This is a genomic window from Streptomyces sp. NPDC020996 (assembly GCF_040641355.1).
Lineage (GTDB): Bacteria > Actinomycetota > Actinomycetes > Streptomycetales > Streptomycetaceae > Streptomyces.
The window spans coordinates 56,276-82,644 of record NZ_JBFADM010000038.1 but is presented as its reverse complement, the minus strand read 5'-3'; the positions used below and the strand labels follow the sequence as shown (position 1 = coordinate 82,644).

Sequence of the window (26,369 nt, the reverse complement as noted above, 5' to 3'; positions counted from 1 at the left end):
GCAGGTCGGTCAGTTCGGCCAGGCCGGCCTCCGCGGGAGATGTTTCAGGCCTCAGGACGGCAGTGCTCACAGTGTCCCCCTTCGGTGTGTCGTGTCGTGCAGCCACCTGAATGCTCAAGAACAAGCCATACATTAAAAACCGGGCGCGCGGTCTGTCAACGCCCCCAGGTCAGGACCTCCCGATCCGCAGCCTGCCCCAAGAAACCGCTGGTTCGCGTCATTTGGCGGGGAGAATGTCATGGATCAAGCCATTCAGCTCCTGACCTTTGACAGACCGCACGCCCGGTTTCTACTGTCGTCGTATTGACGATCAAACGAGGAGCTGGTCGTGATGAAGCAGGAGCGGGCCGAGCGCACCCGGGCCAGGCTGGTCCGGGCCGCCTCGACGGTGTTCGACGACGTCGGCTACGAGCGGGCCGCCCTGTCGGCGATCAGTGAACGGGCCCAGGTCACCAAGGGGGCACTGACCTTCCACTTCGCGGCCAAGTCCGACCTCGCGCGGGCCGTCCAGGCCGAGGCGTGCCGGGTGTCGGGCGCGGTGCTGGCGGACCTGGCGGACCGTCAGGGGCCGGGCTTCGAGATCGCGGTCGACATGGCCGACGCGCTGGTACGGATGCTGCAGGGCGACATCGTCGTCCGCGCGGGGGCGCGCCTGGCCCACGAGCTCGAGACGCCCGACGACCCCTCGCTGCACTGCCATCTCAACTGGCTCGGCGCCCTGTTCCGGGCCCTGCGGCGGGCCCGCGCGGACGGTTCCCTGCTGTCCGGCGTCGAGGTCCGCCCGGCCACCGGTCTGCTGATGTCCCTGGTGGTCGGCGCCACGTCGATGAGCCGCTCGCCGACGGAGATCGCCTTCGGCGACGGCCCGTTCGCCTCCCGCCGGTCGACCCAGGAGTGGCTGGTGCGGATGCTGGAGGTGGTACGGCCGGCGCTGTCGGAGAGGTGAACCCGCGCGGGAGCACCCTCGGAGAAGGAGCGCACACGCCGGGAGGCGGGTCCCCCGGCCGACCGCACCGCGAAACCCGCCTCACATCCGGAACGGCGGACGATCTTCCGGCCTCCCCCGGACGGACGGTGCCACCGGCCCGCCCTGGCGCGCGGTGGGCAGTGCCTCCGGCCCACCCTGGGGCGCGGCGGACGGTGCCTCCGGCCCACCCTGGGGCGCGGCGGACGGTGCCTCCGGCCCACCCTGGGGCGCGGCGGACGGTGCCTGTCTGCCCAGGGTCACGCTGGACAGGCTTCCGGCCGGCCCCGTGGCACCACGGCCGCCTCCGCTGCCCGCTGCTCGCCACCCACCGCCCACCGGCCCACTGCTCGCCCACCAGCCCCCGGAACGCCTCGTGCCCCGTGCCGGTACACGAAACGCCTGCTCCCCGCACCACATCGTGGTGCGGGGATGCCGAGGATGGCCGGCACGCGAAGTCGGCGTCGGCGTGCCGGATGCGCCGGGCGAGCCCGATGGGCCGGGCGAGCCCGGTGAGCGCGAGCCCGATGGACCGGGCGAGCCCGGCGGGCCCGGTGGGCCGCATGGGCCGCATGGGCCGCGGTGGGCCGCATTGGCCGCGGTGGGCAACGTCGGGTGGGCCGGGTAGGCCCAGTGAGCCGGGTAGGCCCAGTGAGCGGGTAGGCCAGTGAGCCCGGTGGCCGGGTGGGCCGGGTCAGTCGGTCGTCCAGACCTCGTCCGCGCGTCCCGCCTGCACATGCGTCCAGCCGTACTCCAGTTCCCGGCTCGGGCAGGCGTACCCGGTGCGGACGCCCGTGGTGGCGTGCAGTTCCTCGGCGAGGACCATCTGGGCGATGCGGTTCTCCGCCGCTCCGTGCGGTCCCGGGGCCGCGAGGACGACGTCCACCGGGGCCGCGCGGGCGACCCGGCGGACGACGTCGGCCACTCGCCGTACCGCGGCGGTGTCCACTCCCGGCGCCGGCACCAGCAGCCCCGCCTCGGCCCGCCGCAGCCGCTTCACCCGCGCCGTCAGTTCCTCGGCACCGTCCCCGGCGCCCACCTCCACCAGCGCCCCCGCCAGCTCGGCCAGCCGCCGCACCGGCGCCTCGGGCAGCGCGGTGAAGGATGCGCCCGCGCCGGAGGCGAAGTCCCGGTCCAGCCGCTGGATCTGACGTACCGACAACTGTCCCGCCCGGGTGAGCAGGCGCAGCGTCAGCGCGCCCAGCGGGGCGCCGCGGTGTGCCTCCGGTGTCTCCCACAGGCGGCGGCTTGCCCAGGCCGCGTCCTGGACGCCGGTCACCACCGGCCGCCGGACCGCCTCGTACGCGGCGAGCGCGGCCGGCACGTCGAGCGGGCCGGCCGCGGTGAGGGCGGCGACCAGTTCGGCCGCGTCCTCCAGGGCCATCGTCGTGCCGGAGCCCATCGAGAAGTGGGCGGTGTGCACGGCGTCGCCGATGCCGACGAGGTTCTTGTGGTGCCAGCGCGCGGCCGACACCTGCGGGAAGCGCAGCCAGCGCGAGCCGTTGCCGTACAGCCGTCCGCCGCCGAGCTGGTCGGCGAACACCTCGCGGGCGAAGGCCATGGCCCGCTCGTCGGTGAAGTCGGCGGGCCTGGTGTGCCCGTCGGTGAAGCCGGCCCGCCGCCAGCTCCGGGCGTCCATCTCCACCAGGAAGGTGCAGCGGTCCGGCGCGTACGGGTAGGCGTGGGCGGCGACCGGCCCGTAGGGGCTGTCGGCGAACAGGAACGTCATGTCCTCGAAGACCCGGTCGGAGGCGAACCAGGCGTACCGGCTCTCCCCCGCGCCCACCCGCGCGCCCAGGTCCTCGGCGAAGGCGCCGCGGCTGCGGCTGCCCGCCCCGTCGGCCGCGACGACCACGTCGTACCGGTCGAGCAGGGACGCCGGATCGGCCTCGGTCCGGTAGTGCAGCCCGGCGCCGGCCGCGGCGGCCTGCCGCTGGAGCATGCCCAGCATCGCCCGGCGTTCCACGGCGGCGAAGCCGTGGCCCGAGGCGCTGACCCGTTCGCCGCCGCGGCGCACCTCCACGTTGTCCCAGCGGGCCCCGGCGTCGAGGATGCCGGCCACCACCTCCGGCGCGACCCGGCGCAGCCGCATCAGGCTCAGCCGGGAGAAGACCACCCCGAAGCCGAACGTGGCGTCCGGCGCGCTGCGCTCGAAGACGTCCACCCGGTGGTCGCCGGCCCGGCGCATGAGCAGCGCGAAGAACAGCCCGGCGGGCCCGCCGCCGACGCACGCGACCCTCATCGCCCCGCTCCCGCCGTCGCAAGCCGCTCCTTGAGGACCCGGCGCAGCACCTTGCCGGCCGCGTTGCGCGGGATCTCCTCGGCGAAGTGCACGGCGGCCGGCCGCTTGTAGCTGCCGAGCTGGGCGGCGCACGCGCCGAACAGTTCGGGCACCGTCGGCCGGCGCCCCCCGTCCGCCACGACGAACGCGACCGGCACCTGCCCCCACTCCTCGGACGGCGCCGCGACCACGGCCACGTCCCGGACGCCCGCCACCTCGCCGAGGACCCGTTCGATCTCGGCCGGGTAGACGTTCTGCCCGCCGCGGACGATGACGTCGCCGCGCCGGTCGACCAGGTGGATCAGGCCGTCGTGGTCCATGTACCCGAGGTCCCCGGTGCGCAGCCGGCCGTCGCGGATGCTGCGGGCGGTGGCCTCGGGGTCGTTCCAGTAGCCGCGCATCACGCCGTCGCCCCGGACGCACACCTCGCCGGTCTCCCCGTACGGCACCGGGCGGCCGTCCTCGTCGAGGATCTCGATGTGGCAGCCGGGCAGCATCCGGCCGGCCGAGGCCAGGGGCACGTCCCCGTCGAGGGTGTAGCGGGCGGTGGCGATCGGGCCGCCCTCGGACAGGCCGTAGGAGTTGCGCACGGGGACGCCGAACCGCTCCAGCGCCTCCCGCAGCAGCGGCTCCGGCATGGGGGCACCGCCGAAGATCACCTCGCGCAGGCTGGAGAGGTCGGTGGCCGCGAACGCCTTGGCCCGCAGGGCGAAGCGGATCATCGACGGCACCAGGAAGGCGGTCGTCGCCGCGAACCGCTCCACGTTGGCGAGGAACCGCTGCGGGGTGAACTCGCCCTGCACCACCAGGGTTCCGCCCGCCGCGAGCAGCGCCAGGCCCACCACCATGCTGCCGTGGAACAGCGGGCACGGGTACAGCAGGACGTCGTCGGCGCTGAAGCCGAAGTCGGCGACCGTCGCCGTGTAGCCCGCGGCGATCGCGCGGTGGGTGAGGGCGACGCCCTTGGCGCGTCCGGAGGTCGCGGAGGTGTGCACCACGGCGAAGACGTCGTCCGGGTCCGGCAGCGGCAGCGCCCGCCGCGGGGTGTCGTACAGCGCGGCGAACCGCGGGGAGTCGAGCAGCACCCGGGTGCCCGCGCCGAGGGCGTCGCCGAGCCGGGCGGCGGCCGCCGGGTCGGCGATCACGCAGGCGGGCTCCGCGTTGCCCACGATGTGCGCGACCTCGGGGGCCGGGAACGTCGGGTTGACCGGGCACACCGCGACACCGGCCTTGGCGGCGGCGACGTACAGCTCGACGACCTCCAGGCGGTTGCGGGAGACCACCGCGAACCGGTCGCCGGGCGAGAGGCCGAGGCCCAGCAGCCCGCAGGCCAGGGCGTCGGTGCGGTCGTCCAGCTCCTGCCAGGTCAGCGTGCGGGTCTCGTCGGCGAGGGCGGGCGCGCCGGGGGCGAGCTGTCGGCGCCGGCGCACCGCGTGGGCCAGCCACATCAGCCGCTCACCTCAGCGGACCTGAGCACCCGGTCGATGCCGTCGATGGTGTACAGGCCGGCCATCTCGTCGTCGTCGAGGGGGACGCCGGTGCGTTCCTCGATGGCGAGCGCGAGCCGGATCAGCTCACCGGAGTTGATGCCGGCCGACAGCAGGTCGGCGTCGTCGGCCAGCTCGTCGAACAGGCCGGGCACGTCGACGAGTTCCAGCAGCAGCCGGCGGCCGGGGGAGGCGACGTCGTTCATCGCGGGGTCCTTTCGCGGGGCGGGACGGGACGGGGTGGGGGCGGGGTCAGCGGCGCGCGAGTCGCGGGACGGGACGGGGTCAGCGGCGCGCGGGTCGCGGCGTGGGGGCGGGGTCAGCGGCGCGCGGGCTCGGGCTGCTGCGGGACCGCCTGGAGGCGGCGTACGGGGGGCGTCTCGCCGCCCTCCCGCAGCCCGATCCGCCGGTGCAGGCGGGCCAGCGGGGCCGGGGCCCACCAGTTGAAGCGGCCGGCCAGCCGCATGAACGCCGGGACGAGCACGCCGCGCACGAGGGTGGCGTCCATCAGGACGGCGACGGCGAGACCGAAGCCGAGCATCTTCATGTACGTGATGCCGGAGACCAGGAAGGACAGGAACACCAGCGCCATCAGCAGGGCCGCCGCGGTGACCAGGCCGCCGGTGCGCTCCAGGCCGCGGGCCACCGCGCGGGTGTTGTCGCCGGTGAGTTCGTACTCCTCCTTGATCCGCGACAGCAGGAAGACCTCGTAGTCCATGGACAGCCCGAACGCGACGCAGAACATCATGATCGGGTTGGTCGCGACGGTGGTGCCGGTGGTGGTGAAGTCGCCGACCAGCCACTTCAGGTGGCCGTCCTGGAAGACCCACACGATGGAGCCGAACGTCGCGGTGAGGCTGAACAGGTTGAGCACCAGAGCCTTCAGCGGCATCAGCACGCTGCCGCTGAGCAGGAACAGCAGCACGAACATGCTGACCGCGACGATCAGCAGGCCGTACGGCAGCCGGTCGCCGAGCGCGGACATGGTGTCCTTGAACGAGGCCGCCGTGCCGCCCACCCGCACCGCGAACGGCGCGGGCGTCCGGCGCACCTCGCTCACCAGGCGCTGCCCGGCGTCGCTGTAGGGGTCGACGTCGGGCACCAGCAGCAGCCAGGTGCCGTCCTCGCCGGCGAACTGCCGGTACAGCGGGCCGGACCCGTCGGCGACCTTGCGGCCGTCGGTCCAGGAGCCGGCCAGCCCGTCGACGCGGGCCACGTCGGGCAGCCGCGACAGCCGCTCGGTGTAGTCGGCGACCCGCGCCCGGCTCGCGGCGCCGTCCGCCTTGATCAGCATCGGCGACATCGCCTGGGCCGCGTAGTCCCGCGTGATGACGTCGCCGACCCGGTGGGCCTCGGCGTCCGCGGGCAGCCCGCGCTCGTCGGCGAGGCCGAAGCTGATGCCGGAGAACGGGGTGAGCAGGAACACCATCAGGGCGACGACGGCCGTGGCCAGCGGCAGCGGCCGGCGCATCACCAGGGTCGCGAGCCGGTGCCAGAAGCCGCTGTCTCCCCTGTCCACGGCCGTGGCTCGCCGGCGCCGGCCGAACGACCACTTGTCCACCCGGTGCCCGATTACCGCGAGCAGCGCGGGCAGCACCACCAGGGCGCCCAGCGCGGCGAACGCGACCACCGCGATGCCCGCGTAGGCGAACGACCGCAGGAAGTACATCGGGAAGATCAGCAGCGCCGACAGCGACAGCCCGACCGTCAGCGCGGAGAACAGCACGGTACGGCCGGCCGTGCGCAGGGTGGTGGACAGCGCGTCCGGGACCGGTGCGCCGCGGCGCAGCTCCTCCCGGAAGCGGGAGACCACGAACAGGGCGTAGTCGATGCCGAGTCCGAGGCCGAGCGCGGTGGTGAGGTTCATCGCGAACACCGACACGTCGGTGAAGGCGACCAGCACGCGCAGCACCGCGAGGGTGCCCATGACGGCGACGACGCCGAGGGCCAGCGGCAGCAGGGCGGCGATCACCCCGCGGAAGACCAGGACGAGCAGCAGCAGCGTCAGCGGCAGCACCAGCGCCTCGGCGAGCGCGAGGTCCTTCTGGGTCTGCTCGGTCAGTTCCCGGTAGGCCTCGGCCTGCCCGCCGAAGGCCAGGTCGAGGCCCTGGAAGCCCTTGTCGTAGTGCGGCAGCAGCGCCTCGAGGCTGTCGGCGACCTGGTCCTCGTCGCCGGACAGGTGCGCCAGGACCAGCGCCGAGTCGCCCTTCTCGCTGTGCAGCAGCGGGGCGCGGTCCTGCGACCAGTACGACACCGCCTGCCGCACGCCCGGCTCCTTCGCCAGGGCCGCGGTCAGCGCCAGGCCCTTGCGGGTGGTCGCCGGGTCGTCGATGCCGGCGGGGGTGCGGACGAGGATCACCAGGTTCGGCGAACCGCTGCCGAACTGGTCGGCGACCGCGTCGGCGGCCCGGGTGGACTCGGAGGCCGGGACCTCGTAGCCGCCCGCGGAGAGTCTGTCGGCGACGCCGCCGCCCAGCGCCCCGCCCAGGACCACGAACAGCAGCGTCAGTACCAGGACGAGTTTGCGGCGGCCCACTGCCAAGGCGGCGAGCTTGTGGAGCATGGCACCCTCTCAGGGGTCGGTGGGCGCAGGGCCCTGCCGTCCGGACCGGGGTGCGGCCGGACGACAGGCCCTAGCGGCCCATGAGTTGGTTGCAGGCGAGCGTGACGCGGCCGCCGAAGGCGCAGTCGTGCGCGACGAGCGGCCGGTCGGCCGCGGCCGGCCAGGCGAGCAGCCGGTTGTGGACGGAGCCCCGGCAGAAGTCGGTGAACGCCGGGTTGCTCGTGCGGTGCCGGCGGGCCAGGAAGGCGAGGACCGGGTCCAGCGGCAGCCAGCGGTCGCCCTCCAGCACCTCGGTCCAGGCGTGCTCGACGCCCACCAGACCGAGGACGAAGCCGACCCGGACCCGGGCGGGCAGGCCCGCCTCGCGGGCGCGCCGCTCCATGATCCACGCGGCGACCCGGCAGTCGACCATGCCGTGCGCGGCCGCCGTCGCCGGCAGTGCCCGCAGCCGGTGCGGCAGCCAGCCGAACTGGTACGTGCCGTCGTCGAGTTCGGCGAGCAGATCGTCGTACACCGCGCGCACGGCGGCCGTGCGGGGCGCGTCGGGCAGGCCCCGGGTGACCACGGTGGCGACGGTGTGGTCGCCGGCGTCGGCGAAGTCGAGCAGGGTGCCGTCCAGCAGTTCCGGTTCGGGTGCCGTGGGCCGTTCGCCGGGACAGCCGTCGGCGTCGCAGGACGCGGTGAGCCGCAGCCGCCAGGTGCGCTCCTTGACCCACCCCTGCGGCTCCCCGGCCGCCATCCGCAGCATCCGGCCCTCCGCCAGCTCGCCCAGGGACCTGCCGAGTCCGGCGGCGAGGCCGAGGTTGGCGACGTCGTGGTAGTCGAGCCGGGGTCCGCCGCACCGCTCCTCGGCGGGCAGCCCCGCGTCGATCAGCGCGTGCACGGTCTCGACGCTCGCGCCGAGCTGCTTCGCGGCCTCGGTGACGTCCAGGGTCGCCCGGAAGTACGGCCCGGGGACGCGGCGCAGGCGGTGCAGGGCGCCGAGCCAGGTGTCAGCCGCGGCCGAGGTGTGCGACGTCATGTGCCCTCACTCCTTCCAGCACGCGTGCCGCCTCCGCCCGCTTGACCTTCCAGGTCGCGGTGTGCGGGATGTCGTCCCAGGCCAGCCGGACCGGCTCGGCGACCGGCGGCAGCCCGGCGACCGCCGCGCGCCAGGCCCGGGCGTCCAGCGGGCGGTCGCCGCGGGTGCACACCACCGGCACCGGCGGGCCGCCCCGGACGGGGATCAGCACCGCCTCGGTCAGCTCCGGGACGCGCTCCAGGATCGTGTCCTCCAGCGCCAGCAGGCTGTCCACGCCCGGCTCACGGTCGACGATCCGGTCGTACAGGTGCAGGCATCCCCGGTGCGTGACGAGGCCGAAGTCGCCCATCGCCCACCAGCCGTCCACCCGCTGGTCCGGGGTGCCGAGGTAGGACGGGGTGACCGCGGAGGTCCGCGCCAGGATGGCGCCCGCCGTCCCCCGGCCCACCGCGCCGGCGCCGCCGGGGCCGGCGATGCGCACCTGGGACTGGCCGGGCAGCGGACGCCCCACGCACCGCCCGTCGGCGCACCGCCCCGGGCGCCCGCGCCGGTAGAACTTCATCGCCACCGGCCCGGTCTCCGACTGCCCGTACACCTGGACGTACCGGGCGTGCCGGCGCCCCGCCCCGAGCAGCGTCCGGATGGTCCGCGGGTGCGCGGCGTCGAAGGTGCTGAGGAACATCCGCACCGGCGCCAGCAGTTCGGGCCGCTCGTCGGCGAGCTCCTCCCAGCGGATGAACGCGTTGGGCACCGTCTCGACGATCCCCGGCCGCACCCGCTCCAGCATCCGGGCCGCGTTCCGCGGGTCCGGTTCGGTCATGAAGCCGAACGGCAGCCCCAGCGCGAGCGTCGAGACGATCGCGGCCATGGTCCGCACGTGCACCGGCGAGATGCACACCAGGTAGGGGTCCCGCACCCGCAGCAGCCGGCCGATGACCGTCTGCGGGCGGGCCTGCCCGGCGAAGGTCCGCGCGGTCTGCCGTACCAGCTTCGGCACGCCCGTCGTCCCGGAGGTGTGGGTGACCAGCTGCTCGGTGTCCGGGGCGGGCGCCGACACCTCGGGCAGGTCGGCGGGCACCAGGTCGGTCAGCGACCGGCCGCCGGGGCCGACGTACCAGCGCCGCGGGCCGCCGGCCGGCAGTTCGCCGAGGACGCCGAGCCCGTCGGCGTACGCGTCGGTGACGATCACCCCCGGCCGTGCCCGCTCCACCAGCACCGGCAGCTCGTGCCGGCCCACGGTGGGGTGGATCAGGACCGGTACGGCACCCAGCCGGGCGCAGGCGAACGCCAGCAGCGGCACGTCGAACCCGGGCCGCTTGACCACCATCACCCGGCCGCCCGGGGAGACGCCCGCGGCGGCCAGCAGCCGGGCCGCGCGGTCCACCAGGTCGGCGAAGGTGACGTAGTCCAGTTCGGTGCCCGCGTCCGGGAACAGGTCCAGCGGCCGGTCCAGCCGGAGCGGAACGCGGCCGTGCCGCCGGGCGGCGAGGGCCGGGGCCGTGGGCAGCGCCAGGTGGCCCGGCGTGCGGCGGGCCATCACCGGCCCCCCGGCACGGCGGGCAGCCGCCGCGCCTTCGCGGCGACGTGGACGGCCAGGACGTCGAAGGACGAGATGTCGTCGTCGAGGTCCCACTCGAAGCCGAACTCGTCCTCCACGGCGGCCAGCAGCTGGATGAAGCCGGCCGACGTCAGGCCGAGGTTCCACAGGGAGCCGGAGCGGGCCGCCGGGCCGGCCGGCGCGGGCTCCCCCGTGACCTGCGTCCAGACCTCGCCCAGGGCGGCGGTCACCGCGTCGTTGTCGTGCATGATTCCTCCGAAGTCGCCGGGGTGGGACGGCGGTGGCCCGGTCAGGCCACCACCGGGTGCAGGGTGCGCGTGGGGCCCGACTTCTCGACGTACGTCGGCTGCCGGCGGAGGTAGTAGAGGACGTACTCCTGGATCTCCTCCGGGTCGAGCGGGGCGTGGCAGGAGCCGGCGCCGCAGACGTCCTCCGTGTGGGAGAGGTCGAACTTCTTGGCGTTCTTGACGTACGAGCCGTAGAACGCCATGCCCTTGTCGAGCTGTTCGTCCAGGGCCGTGAAGGTGTCCGGGTCGGTGACCCACTCCGGCTCGCGCAGCCCGACCAGCCGCATGATGGTGGCGAGCACCTGGCCGGCCGGCGCGGTGGCGGAGTTGCCGAGGTGGAAGTACGTCTCCGGCGAGTCCGACAGGGCGATGCTCACCGCGTTGCGGGCCACGATGTCGACCGGGACCAGGTTGACGGGGCAGTCCGGCTCGGCGATCAGGCGCATCCGGGCGTGGTCCAGCAGCGTACCGACCTTGCGGCGGGCCAGCTTCTCGAACACCATCACCTGGCGCGCGAAGCCGTACATGCCCGACCAGTTCAGGCCGTGCCGGGTCAGGCTGTGGCCGATGACGACGGTGGGCCGCAGGACGCGGATCCGGTCGAAGTCGCCCGCCGCCTCCCGCACCAGCGCCTCGGCACGGATCTTGGTCTCCTCGTAGCAGTTGTTGGCGAGGGACACGTCCGTCACCGGGCCCTCCGGCACGATGCCGCGGCGGGCGCCGGCCACGTAGGCGGTGCTGACGTAGTTGACGGTGCGGGCGCCCGAAGTCCGCGCCAGGTCGAGCACGTTGCGGGTGCCGCCGACGTTGAGCCGCTCGATCTCGGCGCGGTACTCCTCCTCGTAGCGCAGGGAGGCGGCGGAGTGCCACAGCTCGTCGACCCGGGGCAGCTCGGCCGGGTCGACGCCGCAGCCGGGCAGGGAGATGTCGCCGCGTATCGCCGTCGTCCGGCGGGCGACGGCGTCCTCCAGGTCGGCCCGGCCGTAGCCGCGGGCCATGGAGACCAGGGCCTCGTGCAGACGCCGCTGGGCGTCGGCGGCGTCCTCGCCCCGGACCAGGGCGTGGATGTGGTCGTCGGTGCGGTCCAGCAGCTCCAGGACGACGGCTCCGCCGACGAACCCGGTGGCTCCGGTGAGCAGGCGTGTGGTCATGGGGTTCCCTTCAAGGACGGGGACGGATCACGCGGCGGCCGCGGCGCCCTGCCGCCCGGCGGCCCGCGCGGCCTCGCACTCGCGGACGAACTCCGCGGTGGCCTTCTGGAAGCCGGCCGGGTCGTCGAAGAACGGCACGTGACCGGCGCGGGGCAGGGTGACCTCACGGCTGTCCGGGATGCGCGCCAGGGCGTCCTCGATGACGGAGCGGCTCCAGGCGAAGTCGCCGTCGCCGTTGATGATCAGCGTGGGCTGGGTGAGGGTCGCGAGCTTGTCCGGGTCGTCCTCGACCTCCAGGGAGGCCTTGAGGTTCTCCGCGATGGAGCTCTTGGACAGCAGCGCGAGGAAGTTGTCGCGCAGCGCCAGGTAGGCCGCCGTGCCGCCCGCGTGCACCAGTTGGTCGGGGAAGACCAGCGGGTAGAGCAGGTTGAACAGGCCGGTGGTGCCGCCGCTCTCCAGCGTCGCCAGCCAGTGCTTGCTGAGCAGGATCCGGCGCAGGCTGCCGTTGGGGGAGAACGCCGGTCCGATCAGCACCAGCCCGGCCACCCGCTCCGGGTACTTGTAGGTGAACTCGCGCGCGATCAGCGTGGAAATCGACGTGGCGACCAGGTACGTCTGCTCGATGCCCCGGTGGTCGAGCAGCCGGCGCAGGTCCTCGACGTGGTCGTCGAAGGTGGCCGGCGCCGGGCCGGGCGTGGAGGCGCCCTGGTTGCGCAGGTCGTAGTTGAGCAGCCGGAATTCCTTGGCGAGGTCCTGGGTGAAGTTCCCCCAGATCGGGCTGACGATGTAGAAGTTGTTGACGAAGGTCAGCGGAGTTCCGTCGCCGCCGATTCCGCTTTCCTCGTAGTAGAGCTCGCCGCCGTCCGGAAGGGCGATGGCCTCGTGGTTCTTGTACCGGACGTCGAGAACACCGAACTCGGGGTTGGACATTCCTTTTCTCCCTGCTGTCGGGGTGCCGGGATTCACCGGGATTCCTCTTTCCGCGCGGCCGTTCCGCGCGCCGCTCAATTCGCGGAGGAGACGCTGCCGATGCGCGCCCAGAACGCGCGCACGTGGGTGAGGACCGCCTCCGGCCGCTCCAGCGCGGGCAGCCGGTGCGCACCGTCGACGACGGCGCAGCAGCCCCGCGGGACGGTCGCCGCGGACCGCGCGGCCACCTCGGGCGGCCACATCCGGTCGTCGCTGCCGGCGATGACCAGCACGGGCGCGGTCAGGGTGGGCAGCAGGCCGCCGATGTCGGGCCGGCGCAGCATCATCGCGTGCATCGAACGGTGCATGCCGACGCGGCCGGCCCGCACGAAGGCGTCCCGCACGATCCGTCGGCCCTCCGGGTCGGTGCGCTTGGACCGCCTGGTCAGCAGCGCGTCGGCGACGCCGTCCGCGAGCGGCCGGACCGGCCCGAGCGCGCCGTACACGCCGGCCAGGACGCGGGTCTGGACGCGCTCGGCGGTCTCCAGCGGGGCGACGGGCGTGGCGACGGTGACCACGCTCAGGCAGCGCCGCGGGTGCCGGGCGGCGAACACCAGGCCGACGTGGCCGCCCCAGGCGCTGCCCAGCCAGTCGACGGCGTCGACGCCGAGGGCGGTGAGCACCTCGCCGGCCGCGTCGGCACAGTCCTCGAGCGTGTAGCCGGCCGGCGGGGCGCCGCTGCGGCCGTGTCCGGGACCGTCGACGAGGACCAGGGTCCGCCCGCCGGCCAGCGAGTCGGCCATGCGCTTCCACTGCGTGCGGTCCACCAGCATGCTGTGCCACAGCAATACCGGCGGCCCGCTTCCGACCACTTCGACGAAAAGGTCCCCGACTTTGGTGGGGATTAATTCGATGCGCGACATGATGGCAATCAATCTCCCGCGTCCGCAGCCGCCCTCGGTCGGCAGCCGGCAAGGGAGATGGTGCGTCACACGACCCCGTGCAGCGGCTGCGGGCAAGGGAGTCCGTCAGGTCCTCGGCGGGAAATATGTCAGGTCCCGGCGCCCTCCTATTCACCGCTTCCCGGAAATCCTGCCTCGGGGTAATCCCGGCGCCCGTCCGGAACCGGCGGCCCGACCTGACACATTCCTTTTCCGCCCTGGCCCGCACCGGCCCGCGCGGGCATGCTCCCGGGGTGGCCGCGCTCTGCGTCCACGCCGCCGGCACCGGCATGGACACCGGCAGGGAAACCGGCACGGACCGGCATGGACCGGCACGGACCGGCATGGACCGGCATGGACAGGCATGGACAGGCATGGACAGGCATCGGCAGGTATCGGCGAAGGGGAATGTCGTGGACGAAACCATTCTCGTGACCGGGGGCACCGGCACGCTCGGACGCCTCGTGGTCGACCGGCTGCTGGCGGCCGGACGCACGGTGCGCGTGCTCAGCCGGCACACGCCGCCCTCGGACCCGGCGCCGGCCGGCCGCGGGTGGGCGGTCGGCGACCTGCTGTCCGGCGAGGGCGTCGCCGAGGCGGTCCGCGGCGCCGGCACGATCGTGCACTGCGCGACGTCCAGCAACGGCAAGAAGGACGTCGCCGCCACCGGCAAGCTGCTCGCGGCCGCCCGGGAGGCCGGCGTCCGGCACCTGGTGTACATCTCCATCGTCGGCTGCGACCGGGTGCCCTTCAGCTACTTCAAGGGCAAGCAGGAGTGCGAGCGGCTCGTCGAGAACAGCGGCATCCCGTACACGATCCTGCGCGCGACCCAGTTCCACGACTTCGTCCGCGCCATCTTCGACGGCACCTCGAAGCTCCCCCTGATGCTCGCCCCGGCCTTCTCCTACCAGACCATCTCCGCCGCCGAGGTCGCCGACCGGCTGGCCGCGCTGGCCCTCGGCGCGCCCTCGGGGCGGGTGACGGACATGGGTGGCCCGCAGGTGCGCGAGGCGACCGAGCTGGCCCGCGTCTATCTCCGCGCCCAGGGCCGCAGCCGCAAGGTCGTCGGCCTGCGCCTGCCCGGCAGGACGTTCCGCGCCTTCCGCGAGGGCGGCCACCTGACCGCCTCCCACGCGGTCGGGCGGGGCACCTTCGAGGACCACCTCGCCGAGACGGCGAAGACCACCGCCCGATGAGCCACCCGACGCCCGCTACGGCGCGGGGCGCTACGGCGTCCGACGCGACGGCGTGTGGCGCCACGGCGTGTGGCACGACGGCGCGGGACGCCACGCCGTGGGGCACGACGGCGCGGGACGCGGGGACGTGAAGGCGCGGGCGGCCGACGCGGCGGGCACCCTCGCGACGGCGCCGTACGCGCCCGGCTCGGTGGCCGCGCTGTTCGCGCCGCTCCCGGTGAGCGTCGGCATCGCGCGCGTCGGCGAGTACGACCACGACGAACTCCCCGCCGGCCTGCGGCTGTCCGGCGCGGGCGCGCGCCGCCGCGCGGAGTTCGCGGCGGGCCGTCTCGCCGCGCACCGCGCCCTGGCGGCGGCGACCGGGCGGGGCCACTGGCCGGCCCGTACGGCGACCGGCGCGCCGGACTGGCCACCGGGCGTGCACGGCTCCCTGAGCCACAGCGGGACCACGGCGGTGTGCGTGGTGACGGCCGCACCCGGCCCGGGCACACGCATCGGCCTCGACATCGAGCCGCTCGCCTCCGCCGCCGCCCTGCACCGGGCCCGCCACCTCATCGCCCGCCCCGCCGAACTGACCGTCATCACCCGCTCCCCGGCGCCCCCGCAGCAGTCGGTGCTGACGCTGTTCTCCGCCAAGGAGGCCGCGTACAAGGCGGCCCCGCCCGCGCTGCAGCCCCGCCTCTCCTTCCGCGCGGTGGCCCTGGCCTGGAGCCCGGACGCCGCCGCCCCGCACCGCCTGCGCCCGGCGTACGGCCTGCCGGCCGCGCTGAGTGTCACGTCGGCGGTCGTCGCCGACCACGTCGTCTCGGCCGCCGTCCACCACCCCTGACAGGGCACGCGAAAAACCCCTCCACCCGCGTTCACGCAGGTGGAGGGGTTTCTGTGTGGAGCCTAGGGGAGTCGAACCCCTGACATCTGCCATGCAAAGACAGCGCTCTACCAACTGAGCTAAGGCCCCAGGACAACAGGCGACCGTCCGGAAGAACCTCCCACCGGCAGGCGCCGGAGACCAGAGTACCGGGTCACCCCCGGGATCCCGCAAAAAGATTGGGGGTCCCCAGCGGGCGACCACTCTCCGTAAGATGCTCGGCGTGGTTCGCTACAGCGAACCACCGTACTTGGGGAAGCGATGGGGAGACGCAATGGACGCCGCACAGCAGGAAGCGACCGCGAGAGCGCGGGAACTGCAGCGGAACTGGTACGGGGAGCCGCTGGGGGCGCTCTTCCGTAAGCTCATCGACGATCTTGGTCTCAACCAGGCTCGTCTCGCGGGGGTACTGGGACTGTCCGCTCCGATGCTGTCACAGCTGATGAGCGGCCAGCGCGCGAAGATCGGCAACCCGGCGGTCGTGCAACGGGTGCAGCTGCTGCAGGACCTGGCGGGGCAGGTCGCCGACGGCAGCGTCAGCGCGGCCGAGGCCACCGAGCGGATGGAGGAGATCAAGAAGTCCCAGGGGGGCTCGGTGCTCAGCAACACGACGACCACGACGACCGGTTCGGGAGCGCCGACGGTCAAGCGGGTGGTCCGCGAGATCCAGTCCCTGCTGCGCTCGGTGGCCGCCGCCGGCGACATAATCGACGCCGCCGACAGCCTCGCCCCGACCCACCCCGAACTCGCCGAGTTCCTGCGGGTGTACGGCGCCGGGCGCACCTCCGACGCCGTCGCGCACTACCAGTCCCACCAGAGCTGACCCCGCGGCCCGGTCACCGAAGGGGGTTCGGCAGCCGGGCCGACGGCCGCGCACGAGGGGGAACGGAACGAGGGGGAGACGGAACGAGGGGGAGACGAGGGGGAGTCGTCCCGCCCGCCGCGGGGGAGGCAAGGGAGTGAGGGGGGTGAAGGGGGATGACCGCAGGGGGAGGAGCGACGCACCGCCATGGGTGAGGTCTTCGCAGGCCGGTACGAACTGGTCGACCCGATCGGACGCGGAGGGGTCGGCGCCGTCTGGCGCGCCTGGGACCACCGCCGCCGCCGTTACGTGGCCGCCAAGGTGCTGCAGCAGCGCGACGCCCACTCCCTGCTGCGGTTCGTGCGCGAGCAGGCCCTGCGCATCGACCATCCGCATGTGCTGGCCCCGGCGAGCTGGGCCGCCGACGACGACAAGGTCCTGTTCACCATGGACCTCGTCGCCGGCGGTTCGCTGGTCCATCTCGTCGGGGACTACGGCCCGCTGCCGCCGGTCTTCGTCTGCACCCTGCTCGACCAGCTCCTGTCCGGGCTGGCCGCGGTGCACGCCGAAGGGGTGGTGCACCGCGACGTCAAGCCCGCCAACGTGCTGCTGGAGGCCACCGGTACCGGCCGTCCGCGCCTCAGGCTGTCCGACTTCGGCATCGCGATGCGGCTGGGCGAGCCCCGCCTGACGGAGACCAACCTCGTGGTGGGCACGCCCGGTTATCTGGCGCCCGAACAAATGATGGGCGCCGAACCGGACTTCCCCGCCGACCTGTTCGCCGTGGGCCTGGTCGCCCTCTATCTCCTGGAGGGCGCCAAGCCGGACGCCAAGGCGCTCGTGCAGTACTTCGCCGAGCACGGAACGCCGGGTGCGCCCAAGGGCATCCCCGAGCCGCTGTGGCAGGTCGTCGCCACCCTGCTGCAACCGGACCCGCAGGCCCGCTTCCGCACCGCCACGGGGGCACGCAAGGCCCTCGCCTCCGCCGCCGAACTCCTGGCGGAACCCGGCCCGGACGACGAGCTGATCGAGATATTCGACCAACTCGGCCCGCTCCCGCCCGGGTTCGCCCCTGACGGCCCCCTGAAACCCGCGTCCGGCGTGACGGCCGCCGACAGCACCGGGGCCGAGACGGCGGCCCCCGCGCCCGCAACGGACCCGAGCGAGCCGTCGGCAGCACCGGCCGCCCCCACCCCTCCCGAGGCGCCGCCCGCCGACCCCCGCCGCCCCACCGGCCCAGCCACGCCCACCGAATCAGCCACGCCGACCGGACCGACCGGGCTTGCCGCACCCACCGGGTCCACCGGGTCCGCCGTATCCGGAGCCACCGGGTCCACCGGCTCCACCGGGTCCGCCGCATCCAGAGCCACCGGGTCCACCCGGTCCACCGGATCCGCCATGTCGGACACCGGCAGCTTCCGTCTGCCGCCACCGCAGGACACGGTCACCCCCTCCCCCCGGGCACCGCACCGGCCGCTCCCCGCACCGCCACAGCCCCACCCGGCGGCGTCCCCGTGGCCCGAGCCCGCCCCCGTCTCCCCCCACGACGCCACGCACGTGCTGCGCTCCCCCCGGCCCCCCACGCCACCGCAGCGCGCCGACGCCGTGACCGCCGCCTACACCGCCCAGGAACCGCATGCGGCGCCCGTGGCCCAGCAGACCCCGCGCCCGAGTCACCGCGCCGCCCGGCGTGCGCGCCGCCCCGGCCCGCCCGCCCGGGTGGCCGTCCCGCTCCTGCTGCTGGCCCTGGTCTGCTACGCCGTCGGCTTCTGGGCCCTGACCCGCCTCTGACCCGCCTCTGACCCGCGTCTCACGCACCTCTGACGCACCTCTGACCCGCGTGCTGCCCGCCCCCTGCCCGCCCCCGGCTGCCCCGGGCGGCAGAGCCCTACCGCACCGGCACGCGCACCCCGGCCCTGCGCCGGGCCGAAGCCGTCCACACCCCCAGCACCACGAGCACCAGCGTCCCCGCGCCGATGCCCCCGGCGGCGAGGGCCTTCATCGCCGTGTCGTCCCCCGCCGCTCCGCCGTCCGCCGCGGCCTGCCGGTCCGCCGCCGTGACCTCGAAGGCGTCCCTCGGCACGGCCCGCCCGGCGTACCCGGGACCGTCGTGGGCCGCGCCGGCGACCCGCACGCGCAGGGTCAGCCCGAAGGGCCCGTCGCCGAAGTCCTCGGCCACCGACTCGGCGAGGTGCACCACGAGGTAGTACGAGCCGGCGAAACGCATCCCGTTCACCCGGTCGGTCACGGCGTACCGGTTGGCGTACTCGACCGGCGGCACGGGAGCGAGGGTGGCCGTCCGCTGGCGTCCGTCGTACCCGACGCCCGTGTCCTCGACGCGGGCGCGCACCGGGTTGTGCAGCGCCAGGGAGAGGGCGCCGACGGCGAAGCCCCTGCCGCCGGTCGAACTGCCCAGTTCGGCGGTGGCGGACAGCTGCTGGCCCCAGTCGACGGGCACCTTGTAGAACAGCGTCTGCCCGGGGCTGACGGCGGCGCGCCACACGCCCTGCCGGACCGGGACCGCGCGGCTGAAGCCCGCGCCGCCCTGACGCCGCTGCTCCCGGCCGGTGAGCGGTGCGGGCGAGGCGGAGTCCCAGGCCTCGGGAGCGCTGGTGGCGCCGGTCCGCGTCAGGCCCGGCTCGGACGCGGCGGCGAGTTCGAGGTCCCAGGCGCCGGGCGAGGAGTCCGCCGCGTCGACACGCTCGACGATGACGTAGTAGGGGCCGGCGCCCCGGCACACGGGGTCGGCGGGCGAGGTCGTCCGCGCACCCCAGGCGGTGATCGGGTGCGGGCTGTGCGCGGCGCCGAAGCTCACGCTCTCCCGCGAGCAGGAGCGGCTGTCGGCGCTCTGCACCGACACCCTGATGCCGTCGGAGGTGGACAGCACGCTGCCCGGCCGGGGGACGGCGGTGGCGGAGACGTACGCGTTCGACACCGCGTCGAGTTCCATGCGGTAGTACGCCTTGGCGCCCCTGGGCAGCGAGCTGCGGTACGTCCGGCCGGGTTCGATCAGCGGGGCGTCCGTGGTGCCGGGCGCCCCGGTCACGGTCCGCGCGTCCTCCGCGAAGGCGTAAGAGGGGGATGCGGAGGCGATTGCGGAGCCGGGAGTGGCGGCCGCCGCGGCCGGGCCGGGCAGCGCCGCCGCGCACAGTACCGCGCCGGCGGCCGCCCCGCACGCGCGCGCCGACGGACGACCGCGCCGTGCCCCCGCGCGCCACCACGCCGTACGCCGCCCCATCACGCGCCACCCCTCGCCGTCGCCGGACCACGGAACCGTGGCCCATCCTGCCCCGCGAGGCGGCGCGTCACCCGCGCATTCCGTACCCCCGTCCGAAACGCCCGTGCGACACAAAACCCCGACCGCGACGCGGCCGGGGTCTGCATTCAGACTGGGATGTCGGTACTCACGAACCCGTGGGCACGGAGTCAGTCGCCTCCGTCCACAGATCCTGCTCGGCGCGATCCGCCTGGATCTGGCGGTACACGAGGAGCCCGCCGATGGCGGCCAGTGCGACCAGGAGAAGCTTCTTCACCGCGCGACCTCGTCTTTCCTTGACGTAGGGGACCTCTGGCGCCCGACTATACACACCGGCCGAGACCGATCGGTGACCTGCGGGGGCCCCCAACTTCCGGTCCGCTCAACGCAGTACGAGCGGAGCACCAGCGCCCCGATCAGAGGGTGATCACACCCGCACGGACGGTCACTTCGACCCTCCTCATCCGTTTTTGACCCGCCTTGCGACCATCCGGGTGGTGTTCATCCGAAGATCGACGCACCGCGGGCGTCGGTCCGCCACTTCGCGGCCCTCATACACATCATGAGGAAAGTACGCAAATCGCCCAACCCGAAAGTGAGGGGACATGGCCCGGAACAAGGTCATGACGCTGTGGACCGCCATCGTCACCGCCTTCCTCGCGCTGTGCACGGCGCTCGGACTCGTCGCCACGAACGCCGCCGCGGCCGTACCGCGGTCCGAGGCGGGCCGCAACAGGACCGCCCCGGTGCCCGCGCCCGCGCCGGCCGTGGCGATGCCGTCCGGCTGGGGACGATCCTTGGCCAGGGCCCTGCCGCCCACCATGAAGCAGCGCATCCACGCCGAGGCCCACGGCTCGTCCCCCAGCTGCCGCCACCGCCCGCTCACGGACGCCTGCACGGCCATGACTCCGGACACCGGCACGGAAACCGCTGCGGCAACCGGAACGGAAACCGGTGCGGGCTCCGGCGGGGATGTGGAGACGGCCGCGGTGTCCGCCGGACAAGCCCCCGCCCCTGCCCCCGGCGCCCCGCGCTGACCCCCCAGGCCCTTCAAGCCCCCAGGCCTTCCAGGCCCTCCTGGCCCCCACGCCCGTCCGGGCCCGCCCCGGACAACGAAGAACGGGCGCCCCCCGTATGGGAAACGCCCGCCTGTCGGATCTTCAGCTGTGGGGCTAACAGGATTTGAACCTGTGGCCTCATCCTTATCAGGGATGCGCTCTAACCAACTGAGCTATAGCCCCGCCGCGCTCTGCGGTGTGTGTCCCGCGCGCTGACTCCTGAAGATTAGCGCACGACGTGCGCAGTCCCAAAATCGATAACCGGAGGCCCGCTACTCGTCCTCCGCCAGCGTCAGCTCGACGCCCCCGACGAAGCCCGCCGAGAGGTTGTAGATGAACGCCCCCAGTGTCGCCAGGGCCGTCGCGAGGACGACGTCGATGACGGCGATGATCGACGTGAACGTCAGGACGTGCGGCAGCGACAGGAACGACTGCAGGTCGAAGCCGTTGGATCCGTTGGAGCCGGTCGCCTCTGAGACCGTGCCGCCGACCGCCCTGAAGACGCCCATGGCGTCCATGACCATCCACAGCACGGCGGACGCCACGATGGTGCAGATGCCCAGCGCGATGGACAGCAGGAAGCTGACCTTCATGACCGACCACGGATCCGCCTTGGCCACACGCAGCCGCGCCTTGCGTACGCGCGGCGTCGTGCGCGCCCCGGTGCGCGGGAGGCGCACCGCGTCGGCCGCACCGGCCGCAGCCGAAGCCGCCGCCGGTGCCGGGTAGGCCTGCGGTGGGTGATACGGCCCGGCGGGCTGCTCCGGCTGCCGCTCACCGGGCAGCGCGGAGGCCGACTGCTGCGCTTGCCGACCGCCCGCACCGGCCGCGTACTGCCCGGTCCGCGGGCCGCGGGTCTCCGGCACAGTTCCCCCCTGGGTTCCCTGAGTTCCCTGCGCGTCCGGCGGAGACGACACGGTCGCGCCGCTGTCGATCCTGCGCAGCTGGGTCGTGTGCGGATCGGTCGCACGCGCGGCGGAGCCACGGCCGCCGCCGTCGGCTCCTGTACCAGTGGAGGTACCGGTCGATCCGGCGCCCGTGGCTCCGCTCACGATGACTCTCTCCTCGTCCTACTCGGCCGAGGGCGCCTCACCCTCGTCCGTGCCGGCGGCAGCGGCGTCCTCGGCGGTCTCGTCCACGGCGATGTCACCGTCGACCTCCTCCGCCTCGCGCCCAGCCTCGGCGTTACGTGCGATGCCGACCACGGCATCGCGCTTGCCCAGGTTGATCAGTTGGACGCCCATGGTGTCACGGCCCGTCTCCCTGACCTCGCTGACTCGCGTACGAATCACACCCCCACCCAGTGTGATGGCGAGGATCTCGTCGCTCTCCTCGACCACCAGCGCGCCGACGAGCGAGCCGCGGTCCTCGACGATCTTGGCAGCCTTGATCCCCAGGCCGCCGCGACCCTGGACGCGGTACTCGTCGACGGCGGTCCGCTTCGCGTACCCACCGTCTGTGGCAGTGAACACGAACGTACCGGGTCGAACAACATTCATCGAGAGGAGCTCGTCCCCCTCGCGGAAACTCATGCCCTTGACACCGGAGGTGGCACGGCCCATGGGACGCAGTGTGTCATCCGAGGCGGTGAACCTGATCGACTGGGCCTTCTTGCTGATCAGCAGCAGATCGTCGTCGGCCGACACGAGTTCGGCTCCGATCAGCTGGTCGTCGGAACCGTCCTCCCGCTCCCGCAGGTTGATCGCGATCACGCCGCCGGAACGAGGCGAATCGTAATCCTTCAGCGGCGTCTTCTTCACCAGACCGGCCTTCGTGGCCAGCACCAGGTACGGCGCCGCCTCGTAGTCGCGGATCGCGAGGATCTCCGCGATCGTCTCGTCCGGCTGGAAGGCCAGCAGGTTCGCCACGTGCTGCCCGCGCGCGTCCCGGCCGGCGTCCGGAAGCTCGTACGCCTTCGCCCGGTAGACCCGGCCCTTGTCGGTGAAGAACAGCAGCCAGTGGTGCGTGGTGGAGACGAAGAAGTGGTCGACGATGTCGTCTTCCTTCAGCTTCGTGCCGCGCACGCCCTTGCCGCCGCGCTTCTGCGCCCGGTAGTCGTCCGTCTTCGTGCGCTTGACGTACCCGCTGCGCGAGACGGTGACCACGATGTCCTCTTCGGCGATGAGGTCCTCGATGGACATGTCGCCGTCGTAGGGCACCAGCATGGTCTTGCGGTCGTCACCGTACTTCTCGACGATCGCGGCCAGCTCCTCGCTGACGATGCCGCGCTGGCGGACCGGCGAGGCGAGGATCTGGTTGTACTCGTTGATCTTCGCCTGGAGCTCGTCGTGCTCCTGGACGATCTTCTGGCGCTCCAGAGCGGCCAGTCGGCGCAGCTGCATCTCGAGGATCGCGTTCGCCTGGATCTCGTCGATCTCCAGCAGCTCCATCAGGCCGCCGCGGGCGATCTCGACCGTCTCACTGCGCCGGATCAGCGCGATGACCTCGTCGATGGCGTCCAGCGCCTTCAGCAGACCGCGCAGGATGTGCGCCCGCTCCTCGGCCTTGCGCAGCCGGAACCGCGTCCGGCGGACGATGACCTCGATCTGGTGCGTCACCCAGTGCCGGATGAACGCGTCCAGCGACAGCGTGCGCGGCACCCCGTCGACCAGCGCCAGCATGTTGGCGCCGAAGTTCGTCTGCAGGTCGGTGTGCTTGTACAGGTTGTTCAGGACGACCTTGGCGACCGCGTCCCGCTTCAGCACGATCACCAGACGCTGGCCAGTACGGGAGCTCGTCTCGTCCCGGACGTCCGCGATGCCGCCGATCTTGCCGTCCTTCACCAGGTCGGCGATCTTCTGCGCCAGGTTGTCGGGGTTCACCTGGTACGGCAGCTCGGTGACCACCAGGCACTGGCGGTTCTGGATCTCCTCCACCTCGACCACCGCGCGCATGGTGATCGAGCCGCGGCCGGTGCGGTACGCCTCCTCGATGCCCTTGCGGCCCACCACCAGCGCGCCGGTCGGGAAGTCCGGGCCCTTGATGCGCTCGATCAGGGCGTCCAGCAGCTCCTCGTGGGACGCCTCCGGGTTCTCCAGGTACCACTGGGCGCCGGCCGCGACCTCGCGCAGGTTGTGCGGCGGGATGTTCGTCGCCATGCCGACCGCGATACCGGCCGAACCGTTGATCAGCAGGTTCGGGAAACGGGACGGCAGGACGGTCGGCTCCTGGGAGCGGCCGTCGTAGTTGTCCGTGAAGTCGACGGTGTCCTCGTCGATGTCGCGGACCATCTCCATCGACAGCGGCGCCATCTTGCACTCGGTGTAGCGCATCGCCGCCGCCGGGTCGTTGCCCGGGGAGCCGAAGTTTCCGTTGGAGTCCACCAGCGGCATCCGCATCGACCACGGCTGCGCCAGGCGCACCAGCGCGTCGTAGATCGATGAGTCACCGTGCGGGTGGTAGTTGCCCATGACGTCGCCGACGACGCGGGCGCACTTGTAGAAGCCGCGCTCGGGTCGGTAGCCGCCGTCGTACATCGCGTACAGCACGCGGCGGTGCACGGGCTTGAGACCGTCACGGACGTCGGGCAGCGCACGGGACACGATGACGGACATCGCGTAGTCCAGGTACGAGCGCTGCATCTCCGTCTCGAGCCCGACGGGCTCGACGCGCATCGCGACTTCGCCGCCCTCCGCGGGCGTCACGGGAGTGTTCTCGTCGGCCATTGCTGGTGAAGATCCTTCCTGGTGCGGTCAGCTGAGACCGACTCAGATGTCGAGGAAGCGGACGTCCTTGGCGTTGCGCTGGATGAACTGGCGGCGGGCCTCGACGTCCTCGCCCATCAGGACCGAGAACAGGTCGTCGGCCTGGGCGGCGTCGTCGAGGGTGACCTGGCCGAGGACCCGGTGCTCCTGGTCCATCGTCGTCACGCGCAGTTCCTCGGCGTTCATCTCGCCGAGGCCCTTGAAGCGCTGGATCGAGTCCTCGCGGACCCGCTTGCCGCGCTGCCGGCCCATCTCGATCAGCGCGTCGCGCTCGCGGTCGGAGTACGCGTACTCGATGTCGTCCCGGCCCCACTTGATCTTGTAGAGCGGGGGACGGGAGAGGTACACGTGCCCGGCCTCGACCAGCGGCCGCATGAAGCGGAACAGGAAGGTCAGCAGCAGGGTGCTGATGTGCTGGCCGTCGACGTCGGCGTCCGCCATGAGGATGATCTTGTGATAGCGGAGCTTCTCGATGTCGAAGTCCTCGTGCACGCCCGTGCCGAAGGCGGAGATCAGCGCCTGGATCTCCTGGTTCTGCAGGATCTTGTCGATCCTGGCCTTCTCGACGTTGAGGATCTTGCCGCGGATCGGGAGGATCGCCTGGTACTGCGGGTTGCGGCCGGACTTGGCCGAGCCGCCGGCGGAGTCACCCTCGACGATGAAGATCTCGCACTTCGCCGGGTCGTTCGACTGGCAGTCGGCCAGCTTGCCCGGCAGGGACGCCGACTCCAGCAGGCCCTTGCGGCGGGTCAGGTCGCGCGCCTTGCGGGCCGCCACGCGCGCGGTGGCCGCCTGGATGCCCTTGCGGACGATGTCCGCGGCCTCGTTCGGGTTGCGGTCCAGCCAGTCGTTGAGGTGCTCGTAGACCGCCTTCTGCACGAAGGTCTTCGCCTCCGTGTTGCCCAGCTTCGTCTTCGTCTGGCCCTCGAACTGCGGCTCGCTCAGCTTGACCGAGATGATCGCCGTCAGGCCCTCGCGGATGTCGTCGCCGGTGAGGTTGTCGTCCTTCTCCCGCAGCAGCTTCTTGTCGCGCGCGTACTTGTTGATCAGGTTGGTCAGCGCGGCGCGGAAGCCCTCTTCGTGCGTGCCGCCCTCGTGCGTGTGGATGATGTTCGCGAAGGAGTACACGCCCTCGCTGTAGCCGCTGTTCCACTGCATCGCGACCTCGAGGGACAGGTGCTTGTCCTTGTCCTCCGCGTCCAGGTCGATGATGGTCGGGTGCACCACCTCGCCCTTGCGGGAGTTGAGGTAGCGCACGAAGTCCGAGATGCCGCCCTCGTAGTGGTACGTGACCGACTTGACCTCGTCCTTGACGTCCGCGCCGGCCTCGTCCGCGCCCGTGACGGCCTTCGCCGACTCACGCTCGTCGGTCAGCCTGATCGTCAGGCCCTTGTTGAGGAACGCCATCTCCTGGAAGCGCCGCGACAGCGTCTCGAAGGAGTACTCGGTCGTCTCGAAGATGTCCGCGTCCGCCCAGAAGGTGACCGACGTGCCGGTCTCCTCCGTGGCCTCCTGCCGCGCGAGCGGCGCCGTCGGGACGCCCATCTTGTAGTCCTGCGTCCACCGGTACCCGTCGGTCCTCACCTCGACGGCGACCTTCGAGGACAACGCGTTCACGACGGAGACGCCCACGCCGTGCAGACCGCCGGACACCGCGTAACCGCCGCCGCCGAACTTGCCGCCCGCGTGCAGCACGGTCAGCACGACCTCGACGGCCGGCTTGCCCTCCGACGGGACGATGCCCACCGGGATGCCACGGCCGTTGTCGACGACGCGCACGCCGCCGTCGGCGAGGATCGTCACATCGATGGTGTCCGCGTAACCGGCCAGCGCCTCGTCGACCGAGTTGTCGACGACCTCGTACACGAGGTGGTGCAGTCCGCGCTCGCCGGTGGAGCCGATGTACATACCGGGTCGCTTGCGGACCGCGTCCAGACCCTCGAGGACGGTGATGGCGCTGGCGTCGTACGAGGCGGTGACCTCGCCGTTCGACGAGGTCACCGCGTCGTGCTCGCCGGCGTCGGTGGACGGGATGTTCTCGTTGGGGTTGCCGGAATCGGCCACGAAGCGCCCTTTCTGGCACAGCACGAGCCGGGCTCCTGGGGGTTCCCCCGCTGGGGGAGGGTCGCCGGAGCGGCTGCGGCATGTTGCGTTGGTAAGCCCTAGATCAGCGTTGCTCAGCTTTTCCCGGACGGTCCCCACGGCTGGGGCGGGATTGTCTTCCAGTCTACCGGTAGCGCCGACAGTGATGGGGGTTTGCCGGTACCTGAGTCCGCATGTGGCGCCCTCAACCGGTCTTGGCCGGGTCCCCATATACGGAGCG

General features: G+C 72.8%; 21 protein-coding genes and 2 tRNA genes. 6 read left to right on the top strand and 17 right to left on the bottom strand.

The features are described from left to right. The first annotated feature begins 331 nt into the window (after positions 1-331). Positions 332-946: a ScbR family autoregulator-binding transcription factor gene (locus AB0G63_RS24615; protein ID WP_360753962.1), complete on the top strand. Its 615-nt coding sequence runs from the start codon at positions 332-334 to the stop codon at positions 944-946. A gap of 712 nt (positions 947-1,658) precedes the next feature. Here the strand turns inward: AB0G63_RS24615 and AB0G63_RS24610 are convergent. The 10 genes from AB0G63_RS24610 to AB0G63_RS24565 all read right to left on the bottom strand — a co-directional run bounded on the left by AB0G63_RS24610 (position 1,659) and on the right by AB0G63_RS24565 (position 13,144). Further along, positions 1,659-3,206 carry an FAD-dependent monooxygenase gene (locus AB0G63_RS24610; RefSeq protein WP_360753956.1) on the bottom strand — a complete coding sequence of 516 codons (1,548 nt, stop codon included), beginning with the start codon at positions 3,204-3,206 and terminating at the stop codon, positions 1,659-1,661. Further along, the gene (locus AB0G63_RS24605; protein WP_360753954.1) at positions 3,203-4,693 is read right to left on the bottom strand and encodes an AMP-binding protein; all 1,491 of its coding nucleotides are present in this window, start codon (positions 4,691-4,693) and stop codon (positions 3,203-3,205) included. Before AB0G63_RS24605 ends, AB0G63_RS24610 begins: the two co-directional genes overlap by 4 nt. Further along, on the bottom strand, positions 4,693-4,938 hold the full coding sequence (locus AB0G63_RS24600; RefSeq protein WP_360753952.1) for an acyl carrier protein: 246 nt from the start codon (positions 4,936-4,938) through the stop codon (positions 4,693-4,695). The genes AB0G63_RS24605 and AB0G63_RS24600 overlap by 1 nt, the downstream gene beginning before the upstream one ends. Before the next feature lie 113 nt (positions 4,939-5,051). After that, positions 5,052-7,295 carry an MMPL family transporter gene (locus AB0G63_RS24595; RefSeq protein WP_360753950.1) on the bottom strand — a complete coding sequence of 748 codons (2,244 nt, stop codon included), beginning with the start codon at positions 7,293-7,295 and terminating at the stop codon, positions 5,052-5,054. Positions 7,296-7,365: 70 nt separating this feature from the next. After that, the gene (locus AB0G63_RS24590; protein WP_360753948.1) at positions 7,366-8,316 is read right to left on the bottom strand and encodes a transglutaminase domain-containing protein; all 951 of its coding nucleotides are present in this window, start codon (positions 8,314-8,316) and stop codon (positions 7,366-7,368) included. Further along, complete coding sequence (locus AB0G63_RS24585; protein WP_360753945.1) at positions 8,288-9,853, bottom strand: class I adenylate-forming enzyme family protein; 1,566 nt, start codon at positions 9,851-9,853, stop codon at positions 8,288-8,290. Before AB0G63_RS24585 ends, AB0G63_RS24590 begins: the two co-directional genes overlap by 29 nt. Beyond that, positions 9,853-10,122, bottom strand: a complete 270-nt coding sequence (locus AB0G63_RS24580; protein WP_360753943.1) for an acyl carrier protein — start codon at positions 10,120-10,122, stop codon at positions 9,853-9,855. The genes AB0G63_RS24585 and AB0G63_RS24580 overlap by 1 nt, the downstream gene beginning before the upstream one ends. Positions 10,123-10,163: 41 nt before the next feature. Then, complete coding sequence (locus tag AB0G63_RS24575; protein WP_360753941.1) at positions 10,164-11,312, bottom strand: SDR family oxidoreductase; 1,149 nt, start codon at positions 11,310-11,312, stop codon at positions 10,164-10,166. A gap of 27 nt (positions 11,313-11,339) precedes the next feature. Further along, a complete protein-coding gene (locus AB0G63_RS24570; RefSeq protein ID WP_360753938.1) occupies positions 11,340-12,242 on the bottom strand; it encodes an alpha/beta hydrolase in 903 nt (300 codons plus the stop codon). A gap of 74 nt (positions 12,243-12,316) precedes the next feature. Further along, positions 12,317-13,144, bottom strand: a complete 828-nt coding sequence (locus AB0G63_RS24565; RefSeq protein ID WP_360753936.1) for an alpha/beta hydrolase — start codon at positions 13,142-13,144, stop codon at positions 12,317-12,319. Between the two features lie 431 nt (positions 13,145-13,575). On the opposite strand from AB0G63_RS24565, the gene AB0G63_RS24560 reads away from it, so the two are divergent. Next, positions 13,576-14,358, top strand: a complete 783-nt coding sequence (locus tag AB0G63_RS24560) for an NAD(P)H-binding protein (RefSeq protein WP_360753933.1) — start codon at positions 13,576-13,578, stop codon at positions 14,356-14,358. 97 nt (positions 14,359-14,455) lie between these two features. Continuing rightward, complete coding sequence (locus AB0G63_RS24555) at positions 14,456-15,187, top strand: 4'-phosphopantetheinyl transferase superfamily protein (protein ID WP_360753931.1); 732 nt, start codon at positions 14,456-14,458, stop codon at positions 15,185-15,187. A gap of 56 nt (positions 15,188-15,243) precedes the next feature. Here AB0G63_RS24555 and AB0G63_RS24550 read toward each other — a convergent pair. Next, positions 15,244-15,316, bottom strand: a tRNA-Ala gene (locus AB0G63_RS24550). A gap of 184 nt (positions 15,317-15,500) precedes the next feature. Here AB0G63_RS24550 and AB0G63_RS24545 point away from each other — a divergent pair. Then, complete coding sequence (locus AB0G63_RS24545; RefSeq protein ID WP_360753928.1) at positions 15,501-16,049, top strand: DNA-binding protein; 549 nt, start codon at positions 15,501-15,503, stop codon at positions 16,047-16,049. Between the two features lie 186 nt (positions 16,050-16,235). Beyond that, a complete protein-coding gene (locus AB0G63_RS24540) occupies positions 16,236-17,819 on the top strand; it encodes a protein kinase (RefSeq protein ID WP_360753926.1) in 1,584 nt (527 codons plus the stop codon). Positions 17,820-17,916: 97 nt separating this feature from the next. Here AB0G63_RS24540 and AB0G63_RS24535 read toward each other — a convergent pair whose 3' ends face one another. Both AB0G63_RS24535 and AB0G63_RS24530 read right to left on the bottom strand, forming a co-directional pair. After that, a complete protein-coding gene (locus AB0G63_RS24535; protein WP_360753924.1) occupies positions 17,917-19,074 on the bottom strand; it encodes a hypothetical protein in 1,158 nt (385 codons plus the stop codon). A 358-nt stretch (positions 19,075-19,432) separates the two neighbouring features. Continuing rightward, entirely contained in the window at positions 19,433-19,561 is a 129-nt protein-coding gene (locus tag AB0G63_RS24530; RefSeq protein ID WP_003999697.1) for a DLW-39 family protein, read from the bottom strand. 328 nt (positions 19,562-19,889) lie between these two features. Here AB0G63_RS24530 and AB0G63_RS24525 point away from each other — a divergent pair, with 328 nt between their 5' ends. Next, entirely contained in the window at positions 19,890-20,321 is a 432-nt protein-coding gene (locus AB0G63_RS24525; RefSeq protein WP_360753920.1) for a DUF6344 domain-containing protein, read from the top strand. Positions 20,322-20,451: 130 nt separating this feature from the next. On the opposite strand, the gene AB0G63_RS24520 is transcribed toward AB0G63_RS24525, so the two are convergent. The 4 genes from AB0G63_RS24520 to gyrB all read right to left on the bottom strand — a co-directional run bounded on the left by AB0G63_RS24520 (position 20,452) and on the right by gyrB (position 26,110). Further along, a tRNA-Ile gene (locus AB0G63_RS24520) sits at positions 20,452-20,525 on the bottom strand. An 89-nt stretch (positions 20,526-20,614) separates the two neighbouring features. Then, entirely contained in the window at positions 20,615-21,394 is a 780-nt protein-coding gene (locus tag AB0G63_RS24515; RefSeq protein ID WP_360753918.1) for a DUF3566 domain-containing protein, read from the bottom strand. Between the two features lie 18 nt (positions 21,395-21,412). Continuing rightward, the gene (gyrA, locus tag AB0G63_RS24510; RefSeq protein WP_360753916.1) at positions 21,413-24,007 is read right to left on the bottom strand and encodes a DNA gyrase subunit A; all 2,595 of its coding nucleotides are present in this window, start codon (positions 24,005-24,007) and stop codon (positions 21,413-21,415) included. Between the two features lie 42 nt (positions 24,008-24,049). After that, on the bottom strand, positions 24,050-26,110 hold the full coding sequence (gene gyrB, locus AB0G63_RS24505; protein ID WP_360753960.1) for a DNA topoisomerase (ATP-hydrolyzing) subunit B: 2,061 nt from the start codon (positions 26,108-26,110) through the stop codon (positions 24,050-24,052). Positions 26,111-26,369 lie beyond the last annotated feature (259 nt).